At 61.5% G+C, this 23,368-nt stretch carries 21 protein-coding genes; 5 read left to right on the top strand and 16 right to left on the bottom strand.

Features of this window, described 5'->3' with window-relative positions:
* Positions 1-15 precede the first annotated feature (15 nt).
* The 4 genes from FH08_RS0104815 to FH08_RS0104800 form a co-directional block, all read right to left on the bottom strand.
* Positions 16-1,524, bottom strand: coding sequence for an NCS1 family nucleobase:cation symporter-1 (locus tag FH08_RS0104815; protein ID WP_031357236.1), 1,509 nt, complete (start codon positions 1,522-1,524; stop codon positions 16-18).
* A gap of 116 nt (positions 1,525-1,640) precedes the next feature.
* Positions 1,641-2,933: an NAD-dependent dihydropyrimidine dehydrogenase subunit PreA gene (preA, locus tag FH08_RS0104810; RefSeq protein WP_031357235.1), complete on the bottom strand. Its 1,293-nt coding sequence runs from the start codon at positions 2,931-2,933 to the stop codon at positions 1,641-1,643.
* Between the two features lie 39 nt (positions 2,934-2,972).
* Positions 2,973-4,310 carry an NAD(P)-dependent oxidoreductase gene (locus tag FH08_RS0104805; protein WP_031357234.1) on the bottom strand — a complete coding sequence of 446 codons (1,338 nt, stop codon included), beginning with the start codon at positions 4,308-4,310 and terminating at the stop codon, positions 2,973-2,975.
* A gap of 65 nt (positions 4,311-4,375) precedes the next feature.
* Positions 4,376-5,635: a Zn-dependent hydrolase gene (locus tag FH08_RS0104800; RefSeq protein ID WP_031357233.1), complete on the bottom strand. Its 1,260-nt coding sequence runs from the start codon at positions 5,633-5,635 to the stop codon at positions 4,376-4,378.
* A 382-nt stretch (positions 5,636-6,017) separates the two neighbouring features.
* On the opposite strand from FH08_RS0104800, the gene FH08_RS0104795 reads away from it, so the two are divergent.
* The gene (locus tag FH08_RS0104795; protein WP_152602730.1) at positions 6,018-6,701 is read left to right on the top strand and encodes a TetR/AcrR family transcriptional regulator; all 684 of its coding nucleotides are present in this window, start codon (positions 6,018-6,020) and stop codon (positions 6,699-6,701) included.
* A gap of 109 nt (positions 6,702-6,810) precedes the next feature.
* On the opposite strand, the gene FH08_RS0104790 is transcribed toward FH08_RS0104795, so the two are convergent.
* From FH08_RS0104790 to FH08_RS0104775, 4 genes are all read right to left on the bottom strand, one after another.
* Positions 6,811-7,797, bottom strand: a complete 987-nt coding sequence (locus FH08_RS0104790; RefSeq protein ID WP_031357231.1) for an ABC transporter permease — start codon at positions 7,795-7,797, stop codon at positions 6,811-6,813.
* Positions 7,794-8,774: an ABC transporter permease gene (locus tag FH08_RS0104785; RefSeq protein WP_031357230.1), complete on the bottom strand. Its 981-nt coding sequence runs from the start codon at positions 8,772-8,774 to the stop codon at positions 7,794-7,796. Before FH08_RS0104785 ends, FH08_RS0104790 begins: the two co-directional genes overlap by 4 nt.
* Entirely contained in the window at positions 8,771-10,333 is a 1,563-nt protein-coding gene (locus tag FH08_RS0104780; RefSeq protein ID WP_031357229.1) for a sugar ABC transporter ATP-binding protein, read from the bottom strand. Before FH08_RS0104780 ends, FH08_RS0104785 begins: the two co-directional genes overlap by 4 nt.
* Before the next feature lie 120 nt (positions 10,334-10,453).
* Positions 10,454-11,581: a sugar ABC transporter substrate-binding protein gene (locus FH08_RS0104775; RefSeq protein WP_031357228.1), complete on the bottom strand. Its 1,128-nt coding sequence runs from the start codon at positions 11,579-11,581 to the stop codon at positions 10,454-10,456.
* Between the two features lie 413 nt (positions 11,582-11,994).
* Here FH08_RS0104775 and FH08_RS0104770 point away from each other — a divergent pair, with 413 nt between their 5' ends.
* Positions 11,995-12,723: a FadR/GntR family transcriptional regulator gene (locus FH08_RS0104770; RefSeq protein ID WP_031357227.1), complete on the top strand. Its 729-nt coding sequence runs from the start codon at positions 11,995-11,997 to the stop codon at positions 12,721-12,723.
* A gap of 35 nt (positions 12,724-12,758) precedes the next feature.
* Here the strand turns inward: FH08_RS0104770 and FH08_RS0104765 are convergent, their stop codons facing one another.
* From FH08_RS0104765 to FH08_RS0104730, 7 genes are all read right to left on the bottom strand, one after another.
* On the bottom strand, positions 12,759-14,213 hold the full coding sequence (locus FH08_RS0104765; protein ID WP_035565336.1) for a DUF2252 domain-containing protein: 1,455 nt from the start codon (positions 14,211-14,213) through the stop codon (positions 12,759-12,761).
* A 663-nt stretch (positions 14,214-14,876) separates the two neighbouring features.
* The gene (locus FH08_RS0104755) at positions 14,877-15,209 is read right to left on the bottom strand and encodes a DUF4148 domain-containing protein (RefSeq protein WP_031357224.1); all 333 of its coding nucleotides are present in this window, start codon (positions 15,207-15,209) and stop codon (positions 14,877-14,879) included.
* 325 nt (positions 15,210-15,534) lie between these two features.
* Positions 15,535-16,230, bottom strand: a complete 696-nt coding sequence (gene hutC / locus FH08_RS0104750; protein WP_031357223.1) for a histidine utilization repressor — start codon at positions 16,228-16,230, stop codon at positions 15,535-15,537.
* A 19-nt stretch (positions 16,231-16,249) separates the two neighbouring features.
* Positions 16,250-17,785 (bottom strand): histidine ammonia-lyase, encoded by a 1,536-nt coding sequence (gene hutH, locus FH08_RS0104745; RefSeq protein ID WP_031357222.1) that lies wholly within the window; start codon positions 17,783-17,785, stop codon positions 16,250-16,252.
* A 121-nt stretch (positions 17,786-17,906) separates the two neighbouring features.
* Positions 17,907-18,377 carry a GNAT family N-acetyltransferase gene (locus FH08_RS0104740; RefSeq protein WP_031357221.1) on the bottom strand — a complete coding sequence of 157 codons (471 nt, stop codon included), beginning with the start codon at positions 18,375-18,377 and terminating at the stop codon, positions 17,907-17,909.
* Entirely contained in the window at positions 18,378-18,755 is a 378-nt protein-coding gene (crcB, locus tag FH08_RS0104735) for a fluoride efflux transporter CrcB (protein ID WP_031357220.1), read from the bottom strand.
* Positions 18,756-18,771: 16 nt separating this feature from the next.
* Complete coding sequence (locus FH08_RS0104730; RefSeq protein ID WP_051887764.1) at positions 18,772-18,993, bottom strand: hypothetical protein; 222 nt, start codon at positions 18,991-18,993, stop codon at positions 18,772-18,774.
* Between the two features lie 173 nt (positions 18,994-19,166).
* Between FH08_RS0104730 and FH08_RS0104725 the strand changes: the two genes are divergently transcribed.
* Positions 19,167-20,507 (top strand): mechanosensitive ion channel family protein, encoded by a 1,341-nt coding sequence (locus FH08_RS0104725; RefSeq protein WP_031357218.1) that lies wholly within the window; start codon positions 19,167-19,169, stop codon positions 20,505-20,507.
* Between the two features lie 147 nt (positions 20,508-20,654).
* A complete protein-coding gene (locus FH08_RS0104720; RefSeq protein WP_075583287.1) occupies positions 20,655-21,713 on the top strand; it encodes a LysR family transcriptional regulator in 1,059 nt (352 codons plus the stop codon).
* Positions 21,714-21,755: 42 nt separating this feature from the next.
* Here FH08_RS0104720 and FH08_RS0104715 read toward each other — a convergent pair whose 3' ends face one another.
* Entirely contained in the window at positions 21,756-22,058 is a 303-nt protein-coding gene (locus tag FH08_RS0104715) for a YciI-like protein (RefSeq protein WP_031357216.1), read from the bottom strand.
* 392 nt (positions 22,059-22,450) lie between these two features.
* Here FH08_RS0104715 and FH08_RS0104710 point away from each other — a divergent pair, with 392 nt between their 5' ends.
* The gene (locus FH08_RS0104710) at positions 22,451-23,326 is read left to right on the top strand and encodes a lipid A biosynthesis lauroyl acyltransferase (protein WP_031357215.1); all 876 of its coding nucleotides are present in this window, start codon (positions 22,451-22,453) and stop codon (positions 23,324-23,326) included.
* The last annotated feature ends 42 nt before the right edge of the window (positions 23,327-23,368 follow it).

The raw sequence follows: 23,368 nt of genomic DNA, 5'->3' as shown, positions 1-23,368 counted from the left end.
CTCTCCAAAGAGAAATTACGCGCTGGCAATCCGCGCCGTCGGGCGCTTGCCCATCTTCATCCATGCGCCATAAACAATCGATGCGAGCGCGAGGCCCACGAACCATGCATAGGTGTAAAGCGTATTGAAGAATGCAGGTACGTTAGGAAACGCTCCTGGAAACGCCGTGTGCAGGAAGCCGGGCAAATTCGGCAATACACCCACGAGCAACGCGACCACAGCCGCAATATTCCAGCCACCGGTATAGCTGTATTCGCCGTTCTCGTTGAAGAGTTCGCGCGTGTTCAGGCGCGTGCCGCGGATCAGGAAGTAGTCGACCATGAGAATGCCCGCCACCGGCCCAAGCAACGCGGAATACCCCACGAGCCACGTAAAAATGTAACCCTGCGTGGTCGCCAAAATCTTCCACGGCATCATCACAATAGCGATGAACGCCGTAATCATCCCGCCCACGCGATACGAAATGCCCTTTGGCCAGAGGCTCGAAAAGTCATAAGCCGGACCCACGAGGTTGGCGGCAAGATTGCAGCTCATGGTGTCGAGCGTCAGGATAATCAGCGCAACGCCCACGCCAATACCGGTCATGCGGCTGGTCAGGTCAATCGGGTCCCAGATCGCCTTGCCGTAGATCACCACCGTTGCCGACGTCACCACCACCGAGATCACCGACAGTAGCGCCATGGGAGCCGGTAGACCAATCGATTGCCCGATGATCTGATCCTTCTGCGAGCGAGCGAAACGCGTGAAGTCCGGAATGTTCAGCGCGAGCGTGGCCCAGAAGCCGACCATGGCCGTGAGACCCGGCCAGAAGGTCGCCCAGAACAACCCCTCCTTCTTGCCGCCCGCCACGAACTGCGAAGGCTGCGCGAGCATCGCACCCACACCGCCCGCCTTCGAGGTCGCCCACCACACGAGCGCGAGGCACATGATGATCTTGATCGGCGCGGACCAGCTTTCAAGGAAACGGATGGAGTCGGTACCGCGCAAGATGAAATAGACCTGGATCAGCCAGAAGAACAGGAAACACGCGAGCTGCCCGAGCGAGATATCGAGGAAGGGCAAGGGTGCACCGTGCGTGGTATTCCCGGCGAGAATATTGATCAACGTATAGATCGCACTGCCGCCAAGCCACGTCTGAATCCCATACCATCCGCACGCCACCACCGCGCGCAATAACGCCGGCAGCCTTGCACCTTTCGTACCGAACGACGAGCGCACCAGCACCGCATACGGAATGCCATGCTTCGCGCCGGCGTGACCGACCAGCAGCATGGGCACGAGCACGATCATGTTGCCGAGCAGCACGGTCAGCACCGCCTGCCACGGCGACATGCCCTCCTCCGTGAGCCCGGCCGCGAGCATGTACGACGCAATATTCATCACCATGCCGACCCAGAGCGCCGCAAAGTGATACCACTTCCACGTCCGTTGCGCGGCCGTGGTCGGCGCCAGATCGTCGTTATATAGACTGCTGCTGGCGCCGGCCGCGAACTGCGGGTCGACAGAATGCGCTGTCTGCTTCATCGGGGTGATCTCCTCAAGATCGTTGTGGTCCGCGCCGGCCGGATCGGTTCGTGATTCCAGGCGGGCGTCGGGGGACGTTAGTGACAGGCGCTACTTTTTTATACGGGTTCCCAACTCTAGGCGGCCTTCACGCTTTCTTCAACGTCGGCGTTCACGCGTGCGGGATTGTTCGGATGGGTCGTCCAGTTCGCATATTCGCCGGCATCCACGCGTTCCATCGTGATGCATTGCTCGACCGGGCACACATGCATGCATAAATTGCACCCGACGCATTCCGAATCGATAACTTCAAAATGCCGTTTGCCATCCTTCTCGCGCATGATCGCCTGATGCGCCGTATCTTCGCAAGCGATGTGGCACAGGCCGCACTCAATGCACTTGTCCTGGTCGATGCGCGCCTTGATGTCGTACTTCAGATTCAAATACTTCCAGTCAGTCACATTCTGCACGGCTCGTCCGCGAATGTCGTCGAGCGTGGCATAGCCTTTTTCGTCCATCCAGTTCGAGAGACCGTCCGCGAGATCCGAGACAATGCGAAAGCCATAGTGCATGGCAGCCGTGCACACCTGCACGTTGGCTGCGCCCAGCACCATGAACTCGGCCGCATCGCGCCATGACGAAATACCGCCAATGCCGGAGATCGGCAAACCGGGCGTTTCCACGTCACGGGCAATCTCCGCGACCATATTCAGCGCGATCGGTTTGACCGCCGGGCCGCAGTATCCACCATGTGTACCCTTGCCGTCGACTGTTGGCATCGGCGCCATGACGTCCAGGTCCACCGCGACAATCGAATTGATGGTGTTGATCAGGGACACAGCGTCCGCACCGCCCTTGTAAGCTGCGCGTGAACCGGTGCGGATATCGCTGATATTGGGTGTCAGCTTGACGATGCACGGCAGCTTCGTGCCTTCCTTGACCCAGCGTGTGACCATCTCAACATATTCGGGCACCTGGCCGACCGCCGCGCCCATGCCGCGCTCGCTCATGCCGTGCGGGCAACCGAAATTCAGTTCAACGCCATCGCAGCCCGTGTCCTCCACCAGCGGCAAGATCCATTTCCAGTCGCGTTCGTTGCACGGCACCATCAGGGAGACGATCAGCGCGCGATCCGGCCAGTCGCGCTTGACCTCGGTGATCTCCTTCAGGTTGATGTCCAGCGGCCGGTCGGTGATCAGTTCGATATTGTTCAGTCCTGCGATGCGCTGGCCGTTCCATTGCACCGCGCCATAACGCGAACTCACGTTGACCACGTGCGGATCGAGCCCGAGCGTTTTCCATACAACACCACCCCAGCCCGCTTCGAAGGCGCGATTGACGTTGTAGGCTTTGTCAGTGGGCGGCGCGGATGCGAGCCAGAAAGGATTCGGCGATGTAATGCCGGCAAACGTATTGCGAAGATCGGCCATGAGCTGGTTCCCTTATCGTGGAAAACGTGGGGGTGTTTTTTATGCGGCCTTGATAGCCGTTGCCGCGAAGAACGCATGGATGGACTCGGCGGCAATCTTGCCGTCCTGCACTGCCTGGACCGTCAGATCGAGTCCACCGGTTGCCGCGCAGTCGCCGCCGGCCCAGACGTTGTCGAGCGACGTACGGCCGCTCGAATCCACCGCGATACGGCTGCCATCGAGCGTGAGCATGTCAGGTTCCAGACCATCGGGCGCGAGCGTTTGCCCGATCGCCTTCAGCACCATGTCGGCTTCAACGATGAAGCGCTCGCCCTGCGGGTTTTCGAATTCGACACCCGTGACCTGGCCGTCTGTATCGGTTAAACGCACGGGCTTCGCATGCGTGACGATCGTCACGCCGTTGGTCTGCGCGAACTCCCGTTCGGCCCACGTTGCGCCCATGGTCTCCACGCCCCGCCGGTACGCCATCGTGACCGTTTCAGCCCCTAGCTTGCGGCTTTGCACCGCCGCATCAATTGCCGTGTTACCACCGCCGATCACGACCACGCGACGCCCGACCGGCACGCTCGCAAGCGCATCCGCCTGACGCACCTGCTCGATGAAATCGACCGCGTTATACACGCCTTGCAGCGTCTCGCCTTCCAGTTCAAGCGCGCGCACACCGCCCAGGCCGATGGCAAGAAACACGGCGTCATGCTGCTTTCGCAAATCGCCCAGCGTGACATCGCGACCGAGCATCACGTCGTTCTTGACTTCGATACCCCCCACCGAATACAACCACTCCACCTCGCGCTGAGCAAAATCCTCGACCACCTTGTACGCCGCGATGCCGTATTCGTTCAGGCCACCGGGCTTGGGCCGGGCATCGAAGAGCGTGACGCGGTGGCCATCGAGCGCAAGGCGGTGCGCACAGGCCAATCCTGCCGGCCCCGCACCAACTACGGCCACATGACGTCCGGTATCCGCCGCGCGTTTGAAGAGCGGTTCGCCGCGCGCCATCGCCCAGTCGGTGGCGTGGCGTTGCAATGCACCGATCTGAACTGGTTTGTCATCCTGATGATTTCTGACGCATGCCCCCTCGCAGAGGATTTCAGTCGGACACACGCGCGCGCATGCGCCGCCCAGGGGGTTAGCCGACAAGATATCCACGGCCGCGCCTTTCATGTTGCCGTTACCAATCTTGCGAATGAAGCTGGGAATATCTATTTTTGTGGGGCACGCGTTAATGCACGGCGCGTCGTAGCAGTAATGGCAACGGCTCGACGCTGCCGCTGCCGCGGTGGCATCGAGTAAGGGCGCCACATCCGAAAACTGACACGATAGTTGCTCTTGCGACAGCCGGTTCGATGCAATGTCGCCAATGTGCTTCATGGTCATACACGTTCCTTCTTCAAAGTGAGGAAGCGAATGGTCTTTCGACTAAAACCAACCCGGGCGTAACGTTAACGGCCCGCGCGTTCGAGCATGGCGTGGAGCAGCACGTTGGCGCCCGCCTCGATCCATTCCTCAGAGGCATCCTCGATCTCGTTGTGACTGATCCCGTCGACGCAAGGCACGAAGACCATCGACGTGGGTGCGACCTTCGAGAGATAACACGCGTCGTGTCCTGCGCCGGAGACAATGTTTCGATGCGCGTAGCCAAAGCGTTCGGCGGCTGCGCGCACGGACGTCACGCACGCGGCGTCGAAGGCGATAGGCGCGTAATAGAAGATCTGTTCAAGCTGTGTTTCGAGGCCCGAGGCGCTTGCGATTTTCTCCACGCCCGCACGCAATGCGGCGTCCATTTTTGCGAGCACGGCGTCGTCGGGATGACGGAAATCGACGGTGAAGAACACCCGGCCCGGAATCACGTTGCGCGAGTTCGGATGCACCTGCATCATGCCGACCGTCGCGCACGCGAGCGGCGCATGATCAAGCCCAATGCGGTTAACCAACTCAACCACCCGCGACGCCCCAAGCAACGCATCTCGACGGCGCGGCATGGGCGTGGGACCCGCATGCGCTTCCTGGCCGGTCAGCGTGATCTCGTACCAGCGCTGCCCTTGCGCGTCGGTGACTACGCCGATCGTCATGTTTTCCGCTTCCAGAATCGGTCCCTGTTCAATGTGCAGTTCGAACGCTGCGTGCAGCTTGCGGCCGCCGCACGGCTCATCGCCGGCATAACCAATACGCTTGAGTTCCTCGCCGATCGTCTTGCCATCCACGTCCTTACGGGACAACCCGTAGTCAAGCGTGAACTCGCCGGCAAACACGCCGGACGCCACCATGGCAGGCGCGAAACGTGAGCCTTCCTCGTTGGTCCAGATCACGACTTCCACCGGATGTTCGGTCTCGATGCCGCGATCATTCAGCGATCGAATCACTTCGATGCCGCCCAGGATGCCGTAGATACCGTCGAAGCGCCCGCCGGTGGGCTGCGAGTCCGCATGCGAGCCCGTCATGACCGGCGCGGCGTCCGCGTTGCGCCCGGCACGCCGCATGAACACGTTACCCATCTGGTCCACCTTGACCGTGCAACCCGCTTCCTTCGCCCAACTGACGATCAGGTCGCGCCCTTCGCGGTCGAGATCGGTGAGCGCCAGCCGGCATACGCCGCCCTTTGGCGTCGCGCCAATTTTTGCCATCGTCATGAGGCTGTCCCAGAGACGTTTGCCATTGACTCTGATCGACGTATCCAGCGCTGAATCGGTTACCGCATCCATTTCGCGTTCTCCTTGGGTATTGCTCGACTTAGGGTTTTGACTGATACGAACCTGGTGCATCGGCGTCAGCTTTTGGGGCGCTGGCGCACGGCAACGGTGCGGTTTTTATCGGCCGATCTCGTCCGCTGGAAGCGGCAAATCCGTCGCGATCCGCCGCCTTCCAAATCCTGTCCAACTGGACAGGTTGTAGCCGATTAATATTGGCAAATCAACGTCTTTCGAGGTTTCCGATTAGAGTAAAAGCATAGCGAGAAGCGTGCCATTGCAGTGCAGCAGAGCCTTCGCGAAGTGAAACGACAGGCTATGCAGCGTTGGCGTCAAAGCGCATAGAATGAGGCGCGATCAAGATGGAGAAGGCGCACAGCGCCATGCAAGGAAACCGATGAGAGATGACGAAGCGACAGCCGAGGCGGCGAAAAACGATGTTGCGCCCGTTCCATTGCGGCGGCGCAAGGCGCACATTCGTGAGACCAATGAAGCGCATCTTTTAGCGTGCGCCGAGGCCGTGTTCGCCGAGCGCGGACTTGAAGGCGCGAGTACCGCGATGATCGCGGAACGTGCAGGCTTGCCGAAAGCTAACCTGCATTATTACTTTCCGACCAAGCTGGCGCTTTATCGGCGTGTGCTCGAGGATTTGTTCGAAGACTGGCATCGTGCCGCCGATACCTTCGAGTCCAGCGATGACCCGGTTGAAGCAATCGGGGGCTACGTACGCACGAAAATGGAATTGTCGCAGCGTCGTCCGCTCGGCTCGAAGGTGTGGGCGAGCGAGATCATTCACGGTGCGGTGCACATGCAGGACATCCTCAACGAGCGCGTGAAGCCGTGGCTTGAAACGCGGGTGATCGTGATCGACGGCTGGGTTGCGCGCGGCTTGCTAGCGCCTGTGGACGCGCAGACGCTGATGTTCATGATCTGGGCGACGACGCAGCACTACGCGGATTTCGATGCGCAGATCCGGGCGTTGAGAGGCAAACGAGCGCTATCGCAGAAGGCGTTCGATGCCTCCACGGAGGAGGTGGTCAAGCTCGTGATTCGCGCGTGCGGGGCGAAGTCGCCGGGGTGAACTATCGCAGGCATGGGGAAAGTCCAGATCCACCTGCACAGGCGTATCGCCCGTGTTGTGCTCACCGTCGTCGCCAGCAACGCGAACAGCAAACAATAACCGCTCCTTCCTACGCTTCCCGCTTGCTGCGCCCATACAGCAGCAGCATCGCTGCGATCACCACGCCGTAGATGATCTGTCGCCCCGCCTCCGGCATCTGCGCGACCGAGAGGATCGACTGCAGGAGCGTGATGAGGATCGCGCCGGCCACTGTGCCGAGGTACGAGCCCCGGCCACCTAAAATCGACGTGCCCCCGAGCACGACCGCGGCGATCGCGGGCAACAGGTAAGCATCGCCCATCGATTGCGCCGCTTTCGACGCATATCCTGCGAGCAGCACGCCGCCGAACGCTGCAAACCCGCCGCACACGGCGAACGCGGCCACTGTCACGAGCCGCGTATTGATGCCGGAAAGATACGCCGCGCGTTCGGTGTTGCCGATCGCGTACAGCGTGCGGCCGAAGGTCGTGCGCGACAGCAGGAACATCGTGGCGCCGCCGATCAGCACCCAGAGCGCGACGGCATTCGGCACGCCCGGTACGAGCCAGCCCGCCGCGAGCCATCGCATTGCGTGTGGCGCGGAGTCCTGCGGCGACGATCCCCCCGTGTAGGCAATCATGATGCCCTGCGCGACCGCATTGGTCGCGAGCGTTGCGATCATCGAAGGAATGCGCAGGAGCGCCACGAGGATACCGTTGACGATGCCGATCAACACGCCGCAACCGATTCCGACTGGAATCGCGAGGATGTCCCCGAGTTCGCCGTGCCCCGCGACGGCGCACGCCATCATCGCGCCGACCGTGATCGTCCACGGCAGCGACAGGTCGATGTGGCCCAGCAATATCACCATCATCAGGCCGGTCGCGATGATGCCGAGGAACGCGCCAACCTTCAACTGCAGCAGGATGTATTCCGGCGACAAGAAGCTTCGCGAATACATTCCGCCAACGAGCAGCAGCGCGACGATGCACGCGAACGCTATAACGATCGGCCGGTCGATCTTGCGCGTGAGCCTCGACACGAACGTGGCCCGGCTGGTTGCGGAAACCTCGCTCATTGGAACCACTCCAGACGGTTGCGCACCCTGAACAGCCCGCACGCGCCGATCGAAACAGCGAGCAGAAGAATCACGCCCTGGAACAGCGGCTGCCATAGAGCATCGACGTTGAACACGAACAGCAGATCGCCGATGGAACGGAAGGCAAATGCGCCGAAGATCGCGCCGATCGCGCTACCCTTGCCGCCGAGCAATGACACGCCGCCGATCACCACGGCGGCGATCGAAAACAGCGTATAGGAGTTAGCGCTGCCGAGGCTCGCTTCTCCCGTGTCGGTGAAGAACGTCAGAAACAAGCCGCCGATGGCGGCGAGCAGGCCGGCCAGCGTATAGCTCGCGAACTTCGCGCGGCGGATCGGCATGCCGGACAGAAAGGCCGCGGATTCGGACGAGCCGGTCGCGTACGCCGCGCGCCCGATCACCGAACGTTTGAAAGGAATCCATACGATCGCCACAGCCGCGAGCAAAATCAGCAGGCTCGCCGGCACGCCGCCGGCGACCTTGCCGGTCAGTGCGTCGGCGAGGTCCTCGTTGATCGATCCGCCGGGAACCGGGCGCAGCAGCAGCGCCAGGCCATAGTAGACGGCGCCGGTTGCGATCGTCGTCACGATCGGCTGTAGACGGCCGTAAATGATGATGATGCCGTTGATTGCGCCGCACAGCGCGCCGGTCGCGAGCACGCCAATAATTCCGAGCGTGCTGTGCAGCGCGTCGCCCGTCACGATCCACGATCCAACGCAATTCGTCAGCACGAGCGTCATGCCGATCGACAAGTCGATACCGGCCGTCAGCACGACAAGGGCCTGGCCCATCGATATCAGCGCGAGCAGTACCGCCTTGTTCGCTGCGGTCTGAAATACGTTCGACGACAACGCCGACGGATAGTTGAAGAGGTAGATCGCGAACATCAGCACGAACAGGCCGAACGCGAACATCGTCCCGCGATTTTCCGCATACCAGTAACGCAGTCCGCTCATAACGCGACTCCCGTGGAAGGCAAAACCTGGCCGACGGGCAGGTCCAGTGCACTTGCAATCAGGTTCTGCTCGGTGATCTCTGACCCGGCAAGTTCCTTCTTGATCCGGCCTTCGTACAGCACGAGCACGCGGTCGCAGCAGCCGATCAACTCGTCATAGTCGGTGGAATAGAAAAGGATCGCGGCGCCTTCGTCGGCGAGGCGTCTCAGCAACTGATAGATCTCCTGCTTGGTGCCGACGTCAATGCCGCGCGTCGGGTCGCTGAGGAGCAGGATTCTCGGCTGCCGGATCAGCCACTTCGCGATGACCACCTTCTGCTGGTTGCCGCCCGACAGCGAGCCCACGGGCGCGTCGACGCTGAACGACTTGATCGCGAGGAGCTCCATCATCCGGTCGACGAGCGATTGCTGGCGGTCGCGATCGATCACGCCTGCGGTCGACATGCGATCGAGCGCGGCAAACGACAGGTTCTCGCGCACCGACATCGGCAGCATCAGGCCTTCGGTCTTGCGGTCCTCCGGAATCAGCGCCATACCGATCTTGTTGGCGCGCGCGGCCACGGGGCTCGAAATCAGCACGGCCTTGCCGTCAATCTCGATCTTGCCCGAGCAACCGCGCAGCACGCCGAACAACGCGAGCAGCAGTTCGCGCTGGCCTTGCCCGTCGAGGCCGCCCAGCCCGAGGATTTCGCCTGGCTGCAGCGAAAAGCTGATGCCCTGCAGCGTGTCGTTCCACGCGAGATCACGACAGGTGAGAACCGGTTCGGCGGCGAGGCCGAGTTCAGCTTTGTCTGCGGGCTTGTCTGGGAATGCATGCTGGTACGTCCGGCCGATCATCATTTCGATCACCTCATTATCGGAGCGCGTGCCCGCCTCGAAGCTCATCACATGACGACCGTTCCGGTAGACCGTGCATTCGTCCGCAAGCGCCTTCACCTCGTGCATCCGGTGCGAGATGAAGAGCAGCGCGAGCCCCTCATCGCGCAGGCGCTTGAGCACCTCGATGACGCGCGCCACGTCGGCCGCGGTCAGCGCCGATGTGGCCTCGTCGAGGATCAGGATGCGCGGCTCGCGCGCCAGCCCCTTTGCGAGCTCGACCATCTGCTGGCGCGACAGAGGCAGGTCGCGGACTTTTGCGAGCGGATTAATGTCGGCCGCGCCCGCGCGGGCGAGCGCGGCCTCGGCCTGGCGGCGCTGGGCCCGGCGGTCGATCATGCCGAAGCGTAGCGGCGGGTTCGAAGCGAAGATGTTGTCCGCCACGCTCAAGTCAGGGATCAGCGACAGCTCCTGATACACGCAGACGATGCCGGCCGCGTTCGCCTCGGCGGGCGACGCGAACGCGACTTGACGGCCATCGAGGTGCATGGTTCCTTCGTTCGGCTGCACGACGCCGGACATCACCTTCAGCAGCGTGGACTTCCCCGCGCCGTTCTCGCCGAGGATCGCGTGGATGCGACCCTTGCGCACCGCCAGATCCGCCAGATCCAGCGCGACGGCACCGCCGTAGCTTTTGGACACGCCGGACATCTGAAAGAACGGCTGCTCTTCGTCCCGCCCCATGCTTCGTCTCCTATGTCGATCGGTTTGGCGCTCCAGCGCCTACTCCGATCCCATGCAGATGCGCGTCGATCGGAGTTGGCGCTTCAGCGCTTACCCCGATCCCATGCAGATGCGCGTCGATCACTGATTGCCCTGATCCTGCTTCATGATTTCCTGCGCGGAGAAATTGATGCCGCAAGTCGGAAACGAGTTGCCGACGAAGAAGTTGTCGGACTCGTCCGGGAAATAGTTGACGCCCGCCTTAAGCTTCGAATCGTCGGTGACGTCGAGCGGCAGCTTGATCGCGACCGGGATCGTCTGGCCGTCCAGCGCAGCGAGCGCCGTCTTGATCGCCACGGCTACTTGCCCGGGACCGCTGCCCGCTGACGTGCACTTCAGTCCTTGGCTCCCATACTGCGCACAGAGCTTGCGAAAGCCATTCTCCGTTTCGCCGCCGAACGGCACGAAGGGATGTTTCGCGTCGAGCATCGCGCGCACGACACCCGTGTCGCCACCCTGCGCCGACATTCCATCGAAGTGGCCCTGCACGGCAATCGCATCGGCGACGGCCTTCTGCGCGACGCCGTCGTCCCACTTGCCATAGACCTCGACCACGTTCCATTTCTTGCCGGTCGCGGTCAACGTCTTCTGGAAACCATTGTGCCGGTCCGTGTCGACCGATGTGCCCGCCACGCCGCGGACCTCGAGCACCTTGCCTCCGTTGGGCACATGAGTCGCAAGCCAGTTGGCCCACAGCACGCCGAGCCCGTACTGGTCGACGTCGACGTTGATCGCGTCTTCGCTGTCGAGCGTGTTGTCGAACGCGATCAGCACAACACCGGCCTTCTTCGCGCGTCGGATCGCGGGTCCGAACGAGGCGGGATTCTGCGCGTCCACGATGATCGCGTCATAGCCGGCATCGATGAAGTTGTTGACGGCCGAGATCTGGGCCGGTACGTCCTCACCGGTCGAGACGACCTTGAATTCCTTGAGCTTCGCGGCAACCGCCGGTTGCGCCGTATAGGCCTTGGCCGTCTTGATCATCTGGATGCGCCAGGTGTTCGCGATATAGCCGTTCACGAGCGCGACCCGGTAGGGTCCGTTCTTCTTAGGATACTTGACGAACTTCGTGTCGCTCTTCCATGGGACCATGCACGTGGGATCGCTGGGCGGTCCGGAAACGATCGATGCCTGCGCGAAAGCCGCGCTTGCAAATAGCGTCAATGCCGCGGCCGCCGCCGCTCGAAGCACCTGGATTCCTGAAAGCATGTTGTCTCCTGTTTTTTGGATTGAACTTACCGGTTGCCGGCGCACCTCGCTCGTCATGAATTGCCGACACGGTGTGCGTAACGCAGGGAATCTTGCGGATGTGCTGCAGCGGGACTGAAGCGGACTGGCCGAACAAGCGGAATGGCCTCTTCAAAGGCGTCCGCTTGAAGCGAAGCGAAGGGCATACGCGGACGCGTCCCCGTCTGACAGTACTGGCATACCAATCTGCCCGCGATAGTGGTTTACCAGTGCGAAAGGTTCGCTCCGCGATCGGGCTGAATCCACGCCGTTGCCTTGCTGGATGGACGAAAACAGGCTCGCCGCGAGCAGGCGCGGCGTGACACAAAATTGGTGTACCATTCCGGCGAACTTCAGCCGCCGACGGGCGGCTTCAACGATTTCGAGAATCCTGGATGGCCGATCTTTCGCACACGCCAACCGGCCGGGCCGCCGATGCGGACGCGGCCGACCGTACCTATGTCGGGCTGGCGAAACAGATCTACGACCTGATCACGGCTGGCGGCGTCGCACCTCGTGCCCGCCTGCCTTCCGAGCGCACGCTAGCCGAGCGTTTCGGCGTAAGCCGGACACTGGTGAGGGAGGCGATCATCGCGCTGGAAATGCAGGGCGTGGTCGAGGTGCGTGTAGGGTCGGGCATCTATGTGGCCGAAGCACCCGAGGCGCGCTCCGTCACGTTCGAACTCCCGCGTGGCCCAGGCCCGATCGAGACGCTGCGTGCGCGGGGGGTGATCGAAAGCGGAATCGCGGCGCTCGCCGCGACCGAACGCAAGGATTCGGACCTCGACCTGCTCTTCGCGGCGTTGCGCTCAATGCGCGAAAACATGCACGACAAGGCCGCGAACGAGGCCGCTGACCGTGAGTTCCATCTGGCGATTGCGCGGGCGACGGGAAACGAGGTGCTCCGGCTCGTGGTGACCGCGATGTGGGACAACTCCCGCGCCGACCCTTTGTGGAAAAAGATTGAGGAGCACTTCCATACGCCCGCGTTGCGAGAGGCTTCACAGCAAGACCACCAGCGCATCTTTTCGGCCATCGCGGCGCGCGACGCGGCCGCTGCGCGCTCAGCGATGCACGCGCATCTCGCGCGCGTGATCGGTGAATTCACGAAGGCCTGGCGTTAGCTCAACATTCACTATTCGTTCGGGCTTGAATGACGCTAGGGTCGAAACGCGGTCTTGCCGACTCCTTGGTCGCCATACTCGACGGGCAGAACACCACGAGCGACGGCATTGACCAGCGCCTGATGATCGGCTTCGGTCTGGTCGGCGTAGGCTTGCGCGAAGCGGCACAGTGACTTGTCCAGCTTGTCCGAAGAACCGACATACCCGGCGATCATGGACGCGCCACTCGTACGGGCGTGTCCTTTCGCCAGCAGATGGCCCACCACCCCGGCATAGTCGGTCAATGCTGCAGGATCGAGCGCGTCAAGTGATATGGTTCCTTTCATGTTACGGAACTGCCGGACGTAGTACTGCAGACCATCAATGGTGGTCCAGCCCAGTAGCGGATCGCTGACCGTTTGCAACGCTTGCTGGTATTCCACGACGCGCTGCCCCTGATGGGCGTGCCATGCCGAATCGCCATGAACGAAAGGCGCCAGCACCGAGCGCCGTGCCTGCTTGAGTTGCAGGAAAATCACGTCATCGGCGCTACTACCCTCAAGCAGCGCAACATACGCGCGCAGGCCCACGCTGCCGACTCCCACGACCTTGTGGGCGATGTCGAGCAAGGTATAGCCGCCGAGAACCCGGTGCCAATGGGACGCGAGGGTGTTCAGGTACTCGTCCAGGGCAACCGCAATACGCTCCGCTTCCACGTCCGGGACGCGGGTAATCAACGGTGATTCGTCGACAATGCGTCGCTGCCCGTCAAGCTCTGTCGTGAAGCGTGGGAGCGCGCGATCACTCGTTCGGGTACGCGCACGTTTGGCCGCACGCGCAATCTCCCCTCTGAGCGCCGTATCGGTTGTCGTTTCGTGCAGTCGATCAACATCGATACGCTCGTAGGAGCGCGACAGCAGCGGCTGATTGGCCAGGTGCCGCACTTCCTGCCGGTAGGCCGCGACGCAAGACGCCACGGACGCGTGGCATTGGATTTCGCTTGCGCCAGTGTGCCGGCCGGCGACCCAAATGCTGGCGACCAGTCGGCGCAGATCCCATTCCCAGGCACCCGGATGCGCCTCGTCGAAGTCGTTCAGGTCGATCACCAGATCCCGTTCCGGGGACGCGTAGAAACCAAAATTGCCCAGGTGAGCGTCACCGCAGATCACCGGCGTGATACCGGAAGCCGGGAGATGAGCAACATCTTCTGCCATCACGACCGCCGTACCGCGCAGGAACCCATAGGGGGAAGCGACCATCCGGCCGACCCGGATCGGGATCAACCAGTCCAGCCGCCCCTCGTGCGAACGCATGATCTGCTCGACCGGATCGGGCCGATTCGCTGGCGCCTTCCAGTCGCCCAATGAGGCGCGGGGAACCTGATCACGAAGGCTCCTGCCCAACTCGAACCGCTCCGCGCGCGACATGGGCCGGCGGCGCAAAGAGTGGTAACTTTCGCTATCCGCGCTGGCCAGAACCACGTGCTTTATAGGTGGCTGCGTTGTCGTCATACTCTTTCCCTCATTGCACAGACCCCCGGTTGCCCAGCGGCCTGAGCTGGATGCAAGGATTGGGTGAAAACTCGCTCCCTTTCTGCGAGTCCGACTCCCGCTCACCCGAACCGGTGCCTGAAGCTTTGGCGCGCGTTCTGCGCTCGCTCCCTGCATCGGTGCTCGTTCGACATCCGCTATTCACTCATGAAGGCCTACGTCTAAAACCCGTTGGCGGACGCGGCCGAAACCGTGCAATCACGGCATTGGCATCCCCGGGAAACCCCTTCACAAAGAGAGCGGAACCTGCGTGAGCGCGCCCCGGGCAGCGGTGAGCATAACGGACAACTGTTGATCCGCAGCGGACTCGCCGAACAGCACCCGCTGCACCATTCTGCCTGTCCTGGTCCTGCTGCGGGCGACCGGGTAGTATCGATCGCCGCTGAGCGCACTTGAAAAGCCGCCGGTCCAGCTCGAAGCGCTGTTTGTGCACATCTGCTGCCCGGGAGACCGCCCAACTCCAGTCCCGTCCATCAGCGCGAGCGAAAAAAACTCGCCAGCCGCTTTAACGCGGGGGGCGAGTTTTTCTTTTGGCGCCGAGCCCGAAAGAACCACTATGGTTCCATCGTCTCCTGCGCCGGACCTGATCCAGCCAGATCCACTTCTCAGTTGCTCAGCGTCAGATTATTGACCGAAGAACACCGAACCGGGACCATTTTGCGTCGGTGCAGCCGAGCTACGAACGCCCCTTGCCGAGGTGCCGCTGGTCGAAGGACCATACGCCGTTGCTGCCTGCCCGTTTTGTGCATCTACGCGAGCCTGAGCGGCCTGGATGTTCGCCGGGTAATCGATCTCGTCTCCAGCCGGGTTATACCCTGCCTTCTCCAGCTGAACCAGTTGCGCCTTGACTTCAGCACGGGTCAGCGGGCCGTTGTTGTCAGTGCTTTGCGCAAATGCGAACGTCGGAGCTGCCAATGCCGACACGATAACAACTGCGGGAATAAGTGACTTGAACATGGTGAAACCTCCGGTATTTTGTTTGGTCTCGAAACAATCTCAGAGGGATATAAGCGCGTTCTGAATCTGTTTCGGATGTAAGAAGTCTATGCTTCGAAACCTTGAGGGAAAACCCTGATTTAGGCGAAACATCCTTGTGGAAATCGCAACAATCAGGTGGAAATAGCCGATAAAACGGAATGAGGCGAATAAGTTCGGAATTTTTTACTGAAAAAGCGCGCGGAACGCGTTGAAATTCGAACAGCAGCCGCAGTACAGCGGGCCGTATTGCGGTTTCCACAAATATTCAACCGAACCGGGAGAGGGTCCGGCAGGAGTGACGGGTCTAGAAATGACCCGTGAATTGATACCGATCGCCGGGATGCCAGAGGTTCGCCACCGACGCCACCGCGTCCCGCGACCAAGTCCGCCGATGCAGCATGAGGCACGGCTCGCCGGGTTTCATCGAAAGCGCGTGGCCCGTATTCTCATCGGGAAGCGCCGCTTCAATCCGATATTCCACCCGCTGCAAAGGCGCCGCGACCATCAGGTATTGATTCGGCGTGATCTTGGTGAAATCCTGACGCGCGTATTCCGGCGCAAGCGCGGGATTGACCCAGCGCTCTTCCAACTGGATCGGCAAGTCGTTTTCGAAGTGCAGCACCCGCGAATGAAATACGGGGCTGCCCTCGGTAAGCTGCATTTCCACTGCGAGACGTTCGTCCAGTACAGACGCGCCCAGGTGCATCACTTCAGCACGATGCACATGACCGCGCCCCGTGATTTCGTCGGAGATGCTGCGAATTTCCACGAGCGTCGACGCGTATTTCGGCTGCGCCACGAACGTACCCGCGCCCTGCACGCGCGTCAGGATCTGCTCGGCGGTCAGTTCGCGCAGCGCGCGATTGACCGTCATCCGAGCGACCTTGAACTCGCGCGCCAGTTCGTTTTCGGAAGGCACCTGGTCGCCTTCCTTCCACTCGCCCGCATGAATGCGCGTGAGAATGTGATCCTTGATTTCCTGATACGCGGGCGTGCTCATGCTGGGCGTTGGCGTCCGGTTAAACGTTGGGTTGAACTTCCGAAACAAACGAGAGCGGGGAATGTTTCGCGATATCGCCGCTGACCACCTGCTTTGCGATCGCCTCGATGTCCGGTGCGAAATAATGATCGAGATCGTAATGAGCGACTTCCGAGCGCAGCGTCTTCATCACTTCGGCGAGGCGCGGGCTGGTTTGATGTGGCGCGCGCAGGTCGACGCCTTGCGCCGCCGCCAGCAATTCGATAGCGAGAATATGCGCCACGTTCTCCGCAATATAGCCAAGCTTGCGGGCGGCGAACGTCGCCATGGAGACGTGATCTTCCTGATTCGCCGATGTTGGCAATGAGTCGACGGACGCCGGATGCGCGTAGGTCTTGTTCTCAGACGCCAGCGCCGCAGCAGTCACATGCGCAATCATGAAGCCCGAATTCACGCCGCCATCGCGAACGAGAAACGGTGGCAAACCGGAGAGCGTCGCATCGATCAGCAATGCAATCCGGCGCTCCGCCAACGCGCCAATTTCCGCGGCAGCGATGGCGAGGTTATCGGCGGCGAACGCAACGGGTTCCGCGTGGAAGTTGCCACCTGAGAGCACTTCACCGGTGTCCGGGAAGATCAACGGGTTGTCCGATACGGCATTCGCTTCGATCAGCAGGACATCGGCTGCGTGGCGCATCTGGTCGAGGCACGCGCCCATTACTTGCGGCTGGCAACGCAGGCTGTACGGGTCCTGAACCTTGTCGCAATCCTGATGCGAGAGATTGATCGCGGAGCCTTCCAGCAAGGTGCGATAGGCTGCAGCCGCATCGATCTGTCCGGCGTGCCCGCGCAGCGCGTGGATGCGGGCGTCGAAGGGAACCACGGAACCCATCGCAGCATCCACCGACAGCGCGCCCGACACCAGTCCAGTGCGATACAGGTCTTCGATCGCGAACATGTTGTACAACGCGAGCGCCGTGGAAGCCTGCGTGCCGTTGAGCAGCGCGAGACCTTCCTTGGCCTGCAGCGTCAGCGGTTCGAGGCCGGCCACGCGCAGCCCGTCCAGCGCACTCGCGCGCTCGCCACGGATGGTGACATCGCCGATACCAAGCAACGCCGTCGACATATGCGCCAGCGGCGCCAGATCACCCGATGCGCCCACCGATCCCTTTACAGGGATGACAGGCAAGACATCGGCGTTGAACAGCGTGATCAACGCGTCGATGACCTCGCGGCGGATGCCCGAATGTCCGCGTCCCAGGCTCGACACCTTCAACGCGATCAACAAACGCACGACCGGTCGCGACATGGGTTCACCCACGCCCACCGCATGCGACAACACCAGGTTGCGCTGCAGCAGTTCAAGCTGATCGGCGGGAATATGGGTGCTCGCCAGCCGGCCGAAACCCGTGTTGATGCCGTAGGCCGGCTCGCCCTTGGCGGCGATGTCGGCGACGGTTTGCGCGGAGGCGTCAATAGCGGCGAAGCTGGCCGGATCGAGCGTTAACGCGTCCGAGCCGCGAGCGATCTGGCGCAAGTGCGCGAGCGTGAGGTAACCGGGGGTCAATGTGATCATCGCAAGTCCTGTCTATACAAGTTGCGGCCCAGTCTAAACAAACAAATCCCCCAAAACAAGGCCTGAAAACACCTATTTGGCGTTTTCAGGGTTCGACCTGGCTAATTTTATGATCAGTTGTCTATACAGCGATCAAACGCTTCTCCATCCGGAAGTTCGTCAACCGCTGGCCACGCAGTGCCACATCTTGCGAGCGGACGACCTGAAAGCCGTGCTTCTCGAAGAACGGCCGCGCGGTAATGCTGGCGTCGGTATCGAGGACCGCGAGCCGTTGCCCGCGCGCCGCGTTTTCCACCGTATCGAGCAGCGCGCTCGCCACGCCCTTGCGCTGGTTCGGCGGATTGACGAACAGCATGTCGATGTGGCCGTTACCTTCAAGATCCATGAAACCTGCAATGACATCGTCGATTAACGCGATCCATGTGGACCGGTCAAGCCGGCGACGCGACCAGACATCGCGGTCCGCTTGCGCCCATGCCGCGATCTGGCCCGCATCGTAGTCGCGCGACGCCACTTCGCGCACCGAGCGCAGGAACACGCCGATCACTGCATCCAGGTCGGCGGCGTCATAACGCCGGATGACGGGTTGCATTCAGCGCGTCAGCGAGACTGTCGCGATGCCCAAAATGGTCATCACGACCGACGCCGTCACGTGAATCGCGATTTCGGCCGCTGCCCAGCCGTAGCGCCCTTGCTGCAATTGCGCGACGACTTCGGCTGAGAACGTCGAGAAGGTGGACAGGCCGCCCATCAAGCCGGTAATGACGAACAGACGCCATTCCATCGATACCCCGGGGAAACGCGCGAACCACGCCACCGCCACGCCGATCACATAACCCGCGATGACGTTTGACGCCAGCGTCCCGAGCGGGAGATTGGGGAACACCGCGTTCAGGCGCAGGCCGAGCACCCATCGAAACAGGGAACCGAGCGCGCCGCCAATACCTACAGCCAGAATCGACAGATACATGAGCGAAGGATGAAGGTCAGAGAGAAACGAGCGTCAAGCGCTCGATGAGCTGGTCACGGCTTGCCGCGACGATCGCCTCGCCGGACGTTGAAAGCCGCGCAATCCAGGTACCGTCGCGCCTTTGTTCCCACCCGCCGCATTCATGACCGTCCAGCAGCAGGGAGCCGCGTATTACCAGTTGGGGATCGGCGGGGTCGAGAACAGTGTCGTCGTTATGTTCCAGCTTGACGGTTCGCATGGGCGTTGCGCTCGCGCGCGGGAATGCATGAAGCCGTCATCATAATGGAGCACGCGAGGAACCCAATACAGAAAGCGCGAATGGCCGAAAGCACATCGCCGCCTTTCATGCACAATACGGGTCGCTTCGTTTGAAGTAATCAAGTTCGTCTCTTTATGTTCCACACTGCCCGCATGAATCTGAATCTGGACGACCTGATAGACACTGTTGCAGACACCGTGCAGCAGCATTACCCCACGCATCACTGGGCGCAATTCGCGCTCGGCATGCTCATGCTCGTTCTGGCCGCGCTGTTCGCGCAATGGGTGGTCGCGCGCATCGTGCTGTATTTCGCGCATCGGCTGCTCGTGCTGACCGAACGCCAGGCATGGGACAAGTCGCTCGCCCGGCATCGGGCGTATCACCAGCTTTGGTACGCCGTGCCGTTCGCGGCGGTCGCGATCGGTATTGGCGAGGTGCCGCACATTGGTCACATGGCGGATGTGATCGAGCGGCTCGCGCACGCGGGCGCATGGATCTGCGTCTTCTTCGCACTGGGTGGCGCGCTCAGCGCATGGCAAGACGTGTACGCGGCCAGCATGCAGGCGCAGACACGCTCGATCAAAGGCTACATCCAGATCGGCAAGCTCGCGCTCGCATTGATCTGCGGCGTGCTGGTGCTGTCTATTGTGATCGACCGCTCGCCGCTCTGGATGCTGTCCGGGCTCGGCGCATTGTCCGCCGTCCTGCTGCTCGTGTTCAAGGACACGTTGTTATCGCTGGTGGCGAGCACGCAGCTCACATCGAATGACATGCTGCGCATAGGCGACTGGATCGAGATGCCGCAATCGAACGCCGATGGTTTCGTGAAAGACATCGCGCTGCATACGGTCAAGGTGCAGAACTGGGACAACACGGTGACTACCGTGCCCACCTACAAGCTGTTCTCGGAGAGTTATAGAAACTATCGGCAGATGTTCGAATCGGGCGGCCGGCGCATCAAGCGGACGTTAAGAATAGATGCCACGTGTGTGCGTTTTCTCACCGATGAAGAAACCGCGCGCCTCAAGCAATTCCGCTTGCTGCACGATTATCTGGAAGAAAAGCAGATCGAGGTCGATCAGGCAAACAAGAATCTCGGCGAGCTCGCCAGTGAGCCGGCCAACCGGCGGCGGCTGACGAATATCGGCACCTTCCGCGCGTATGGAGTCGCGTATCTGCAACGGCATCCGGAGATCCGGCAGGACATGGCGATGATGGTGCGCATGATGGAACCGCAATCGGAAGGCATTCCTGTCGAGGTGTATTGTTTCACCGCCGTCACCGCATGGACACAATACGAACGCATCCAGGGCGATGTGTTCGACCATCTGTTGTCCATCCTGCCGGAGTTGGGCCTGCGGCTCTATCAAGCGCCGTCGGGCTCGGACATGAGCGGACTGGTGAGCGGGCGGATCGGCGGGGGCTCGGGTAGCGCAAGCACCATTGGCAGCGCGGAAAGCGGCCGTTTGCGCGGCGAACTGCCCACGCTGTAGCTGGAGAAGCAGGCAAGAATCTGCGACTTTTATGTATTCACGCGAACCGTCCTGACGCCTAAAGTGTGACCCTTGCCGGCATTCCTTCTGCATCACCCGAAGGCGCCCGCCGGTCATCGCACTCATCGCTTCTACAGGAAAACTCCCGTGACCGATCGCGTTCATGCCATGCGTGTGTTCATCCGTGTCGTCGATACCAACAGCTTCTCGCGCGCCGCCGAATCTCTCGGCATGCCGCGTGCAAGCGTCTCGACGACCATTCAACAACTCGAGGCGCTGCTCGGCGTGCAACTGCTCGCCCGCACCACGCGGCGTCTCAATCTCACGCCCGAAGGGGCCGAGTGTTACGAGCGCTGCGTGCGCATCCTCGCGGATATCGACGATCTGGAAGCGGGCTTTCACGGCCGCGACGAGCGTCTGCGCGGGCGTCTGCGCATCGAGCTGCCCGATACGGTCGCCACCGCGCTGGTCGTGCCCGCGCTGCCCGATTTCCATGCACGTTACCCGCATATCGAGTTGTCGATCGGCATCTGCAATCGCGCCGTCGATCTGGTTGGCGAAGGCGTGGATTGCAGCGTGCAGCTTGGCGAATTGCCCGATTCCGGGCTGATCGCACGGCGGCTTGGCAGCTTTGAGCACGTGACGTGCGCGACGCCCGCGTATCTGGAAGCGCACGGCACGCCGAAGACGCTGGACGAGCTCGCGCAGCACGTCGCGGTGAATTGCGTGTCGCCTCGTACCGGGCGGCCGTGCGATTTCGACTTCGAAGTGGATGGCGAAGCGATGACCGTGAAAATGGCGGGATTTGTTCAGGTCACCGACGAACACGCGTATCTCGCGTGCGGCCTGCAAGGGCTCGGGCTGATCCAGCCGCCGCGCATTGCCGCGTTGCCTTACCTGCGCTCCGGGCAATTGCGCGAAGTGCTGCCGCAATGGAAGTCGATGCCGATGAATGTGTCGGTGGCGTTCATCAAGAGCCGGCAGGCTGCGCCAAGGGTCAGCGCGTTCGTGGACTGGCTCGCGGAATTGTTCGAACGCTCGCAGGAGATGGACGATACGCTCACGCGCCTGTTCAGCACGGCTCGCCGTCCGGTTTCCGCCGCCGGGGGGGCCGCTTCCACGGGGGCCGCTTCCACGAGGGCCGCGGCGCCCAGACCTGCACCCCGCGACGAGGACGCGCACGAGGAAACCACCAGCGAGTCATGACTCCAGATTCACGACTCCAGCTTCATAATCCGGCATGGGCGCTCACGCCGGCCTGACCGGCTGAGCCGCCCCGTCACCCGCCACCGTATTCCACTTGCGCACTTCCCAGCGCGTGACCAACCCCTCGGTCACATACGGATCGGCCCGCGCGAACGCTTCCGGCACCGCGGGCGAGTCTGCTTCGAACAGCAGCATCGCCCGGTCGACGGGAGCCTCCATCGCCCCGCCCAGCAATAATTCCCCACGTTCTGCCGCTGCCCACGCCACCGTCAGGTGGCGGTCACGAAACGCCGACCGGCGTTCGAGATAGTCGGCGCTCAATTCGTATATCAATAGAAAGTGCATAAGCTTGCTCCCGTTGCAGAGGACGTGTCGCGTGTCGCATGATCATGCCGCATGTAAACGTTTACAGCCGCCTGTAATACTTGGTAGGCATGCCAAAACCGTAGACGAGAGTCCGTGTGTGCGATCATGGCGGCACTTTCGACTTTTACCTTGGCGCAGGTTCGCGAATTAGCCCCGACGCTCCACATCCCGGCAGCGTCAGACACTCTCGGAAGATGCCTGTTCCGCGGCTTTTTCGCCTCTTGGTTCTCCGGCTGAAGGGTTAATCACTCTCGCCGCGCCTGGGTTTCGCCGTCACTCCTCTTCGACATCCGGCCGCATGCCGATCGTCGAAGTTTAAATTCACCCGGCGCTCGTCATACGTATCTCGCCGCCCGTTTCAAGGGGCAAGTTTGAACAACATCGGTTTCGCGCTCGTCGTCGCGCTGCTCCGCGCGCTCGCTCGTCTGCCTTACGGCCTCGTGGCGCGATTTGGCAGCGGCCTCGGTGCGCTGCTTTATTGCTTTCCAAGCCGTCGAAAACATATTGTGCAGGTCAATCTGCAATTGTGCTTTCCCGGCAAGACCGCCGCTGAGTACGAATTGCTCGGGCGCTCGCATTTTCGTCACGTCGTGCGCAGTTATGTTGAGCGCGGCGTTCAGTGGTTCGGTTCAGCTCGCGCTATCGAAAAACTCGTGCAGCTCGAGAGCCGGATTGATCTCGACGACGAAAACTCGCCGCCCACCATTTTCATGGGCTTCCACTTTGTCGCCATTGAAGTGGGCTGCATGCTGTACTCCATGAAGCTGCCCATCACCGCGCTTTATACGCCAATGTCCAGCAAGCGGCTCAACACGCTAGCCATAGAACAGCGCGGCCGTTTCGGCGCCGACATGGTGATGCGCGCCGACAGCGGCCGGCGCATTCTGAAGCTGCTGCGCAAGGGCGGTTCCGTCATGCTGGCCGCCGACATGGACCACGGCATTGAAAACTCGGTATTCGTGCCGTTCTTCGGCGTACAGGCCTGCACGCTGACCTCCGTGTCGCGGCTGGCGCGGCTCGGGGGCGCGCGCGTGGTGCCGTTCGTCACCGAAGTGCTGCCCGATTACAAGGGCTACAAGATGACGATCTTCGAGCCTCTAGCCGACTTCCCCTCGGAAAGCGACGAAACCGATGCACGCCGGATGAACGAGTTCCTGGAATCGCAAATAGTGCGTTTTCCGGAACAATACTACTGGGTGCATCGCCGCTTCAAACATCGGCCGGAAGGCGTAGCCGGCGTCTATTGAGTCCGTTCTGCACGCCGGCCAGGCGAGGCACCGCGCGCAGCA

Source organism: Caballeronia sordidicola, assembly GCF_000729995.1.
Lineage (GTDB): Bacteria > Pseudomonadota > Gammaproteobacteria > Burkholderiales > Burkholderiaceae > Caballeronia > Caballeronia sordidicola_A.
The sequence above is the reverse complement of the archived record's forward strand: the minus strand, read 5'-3'. Positions and strand labels throughout refer to the sequence as shown.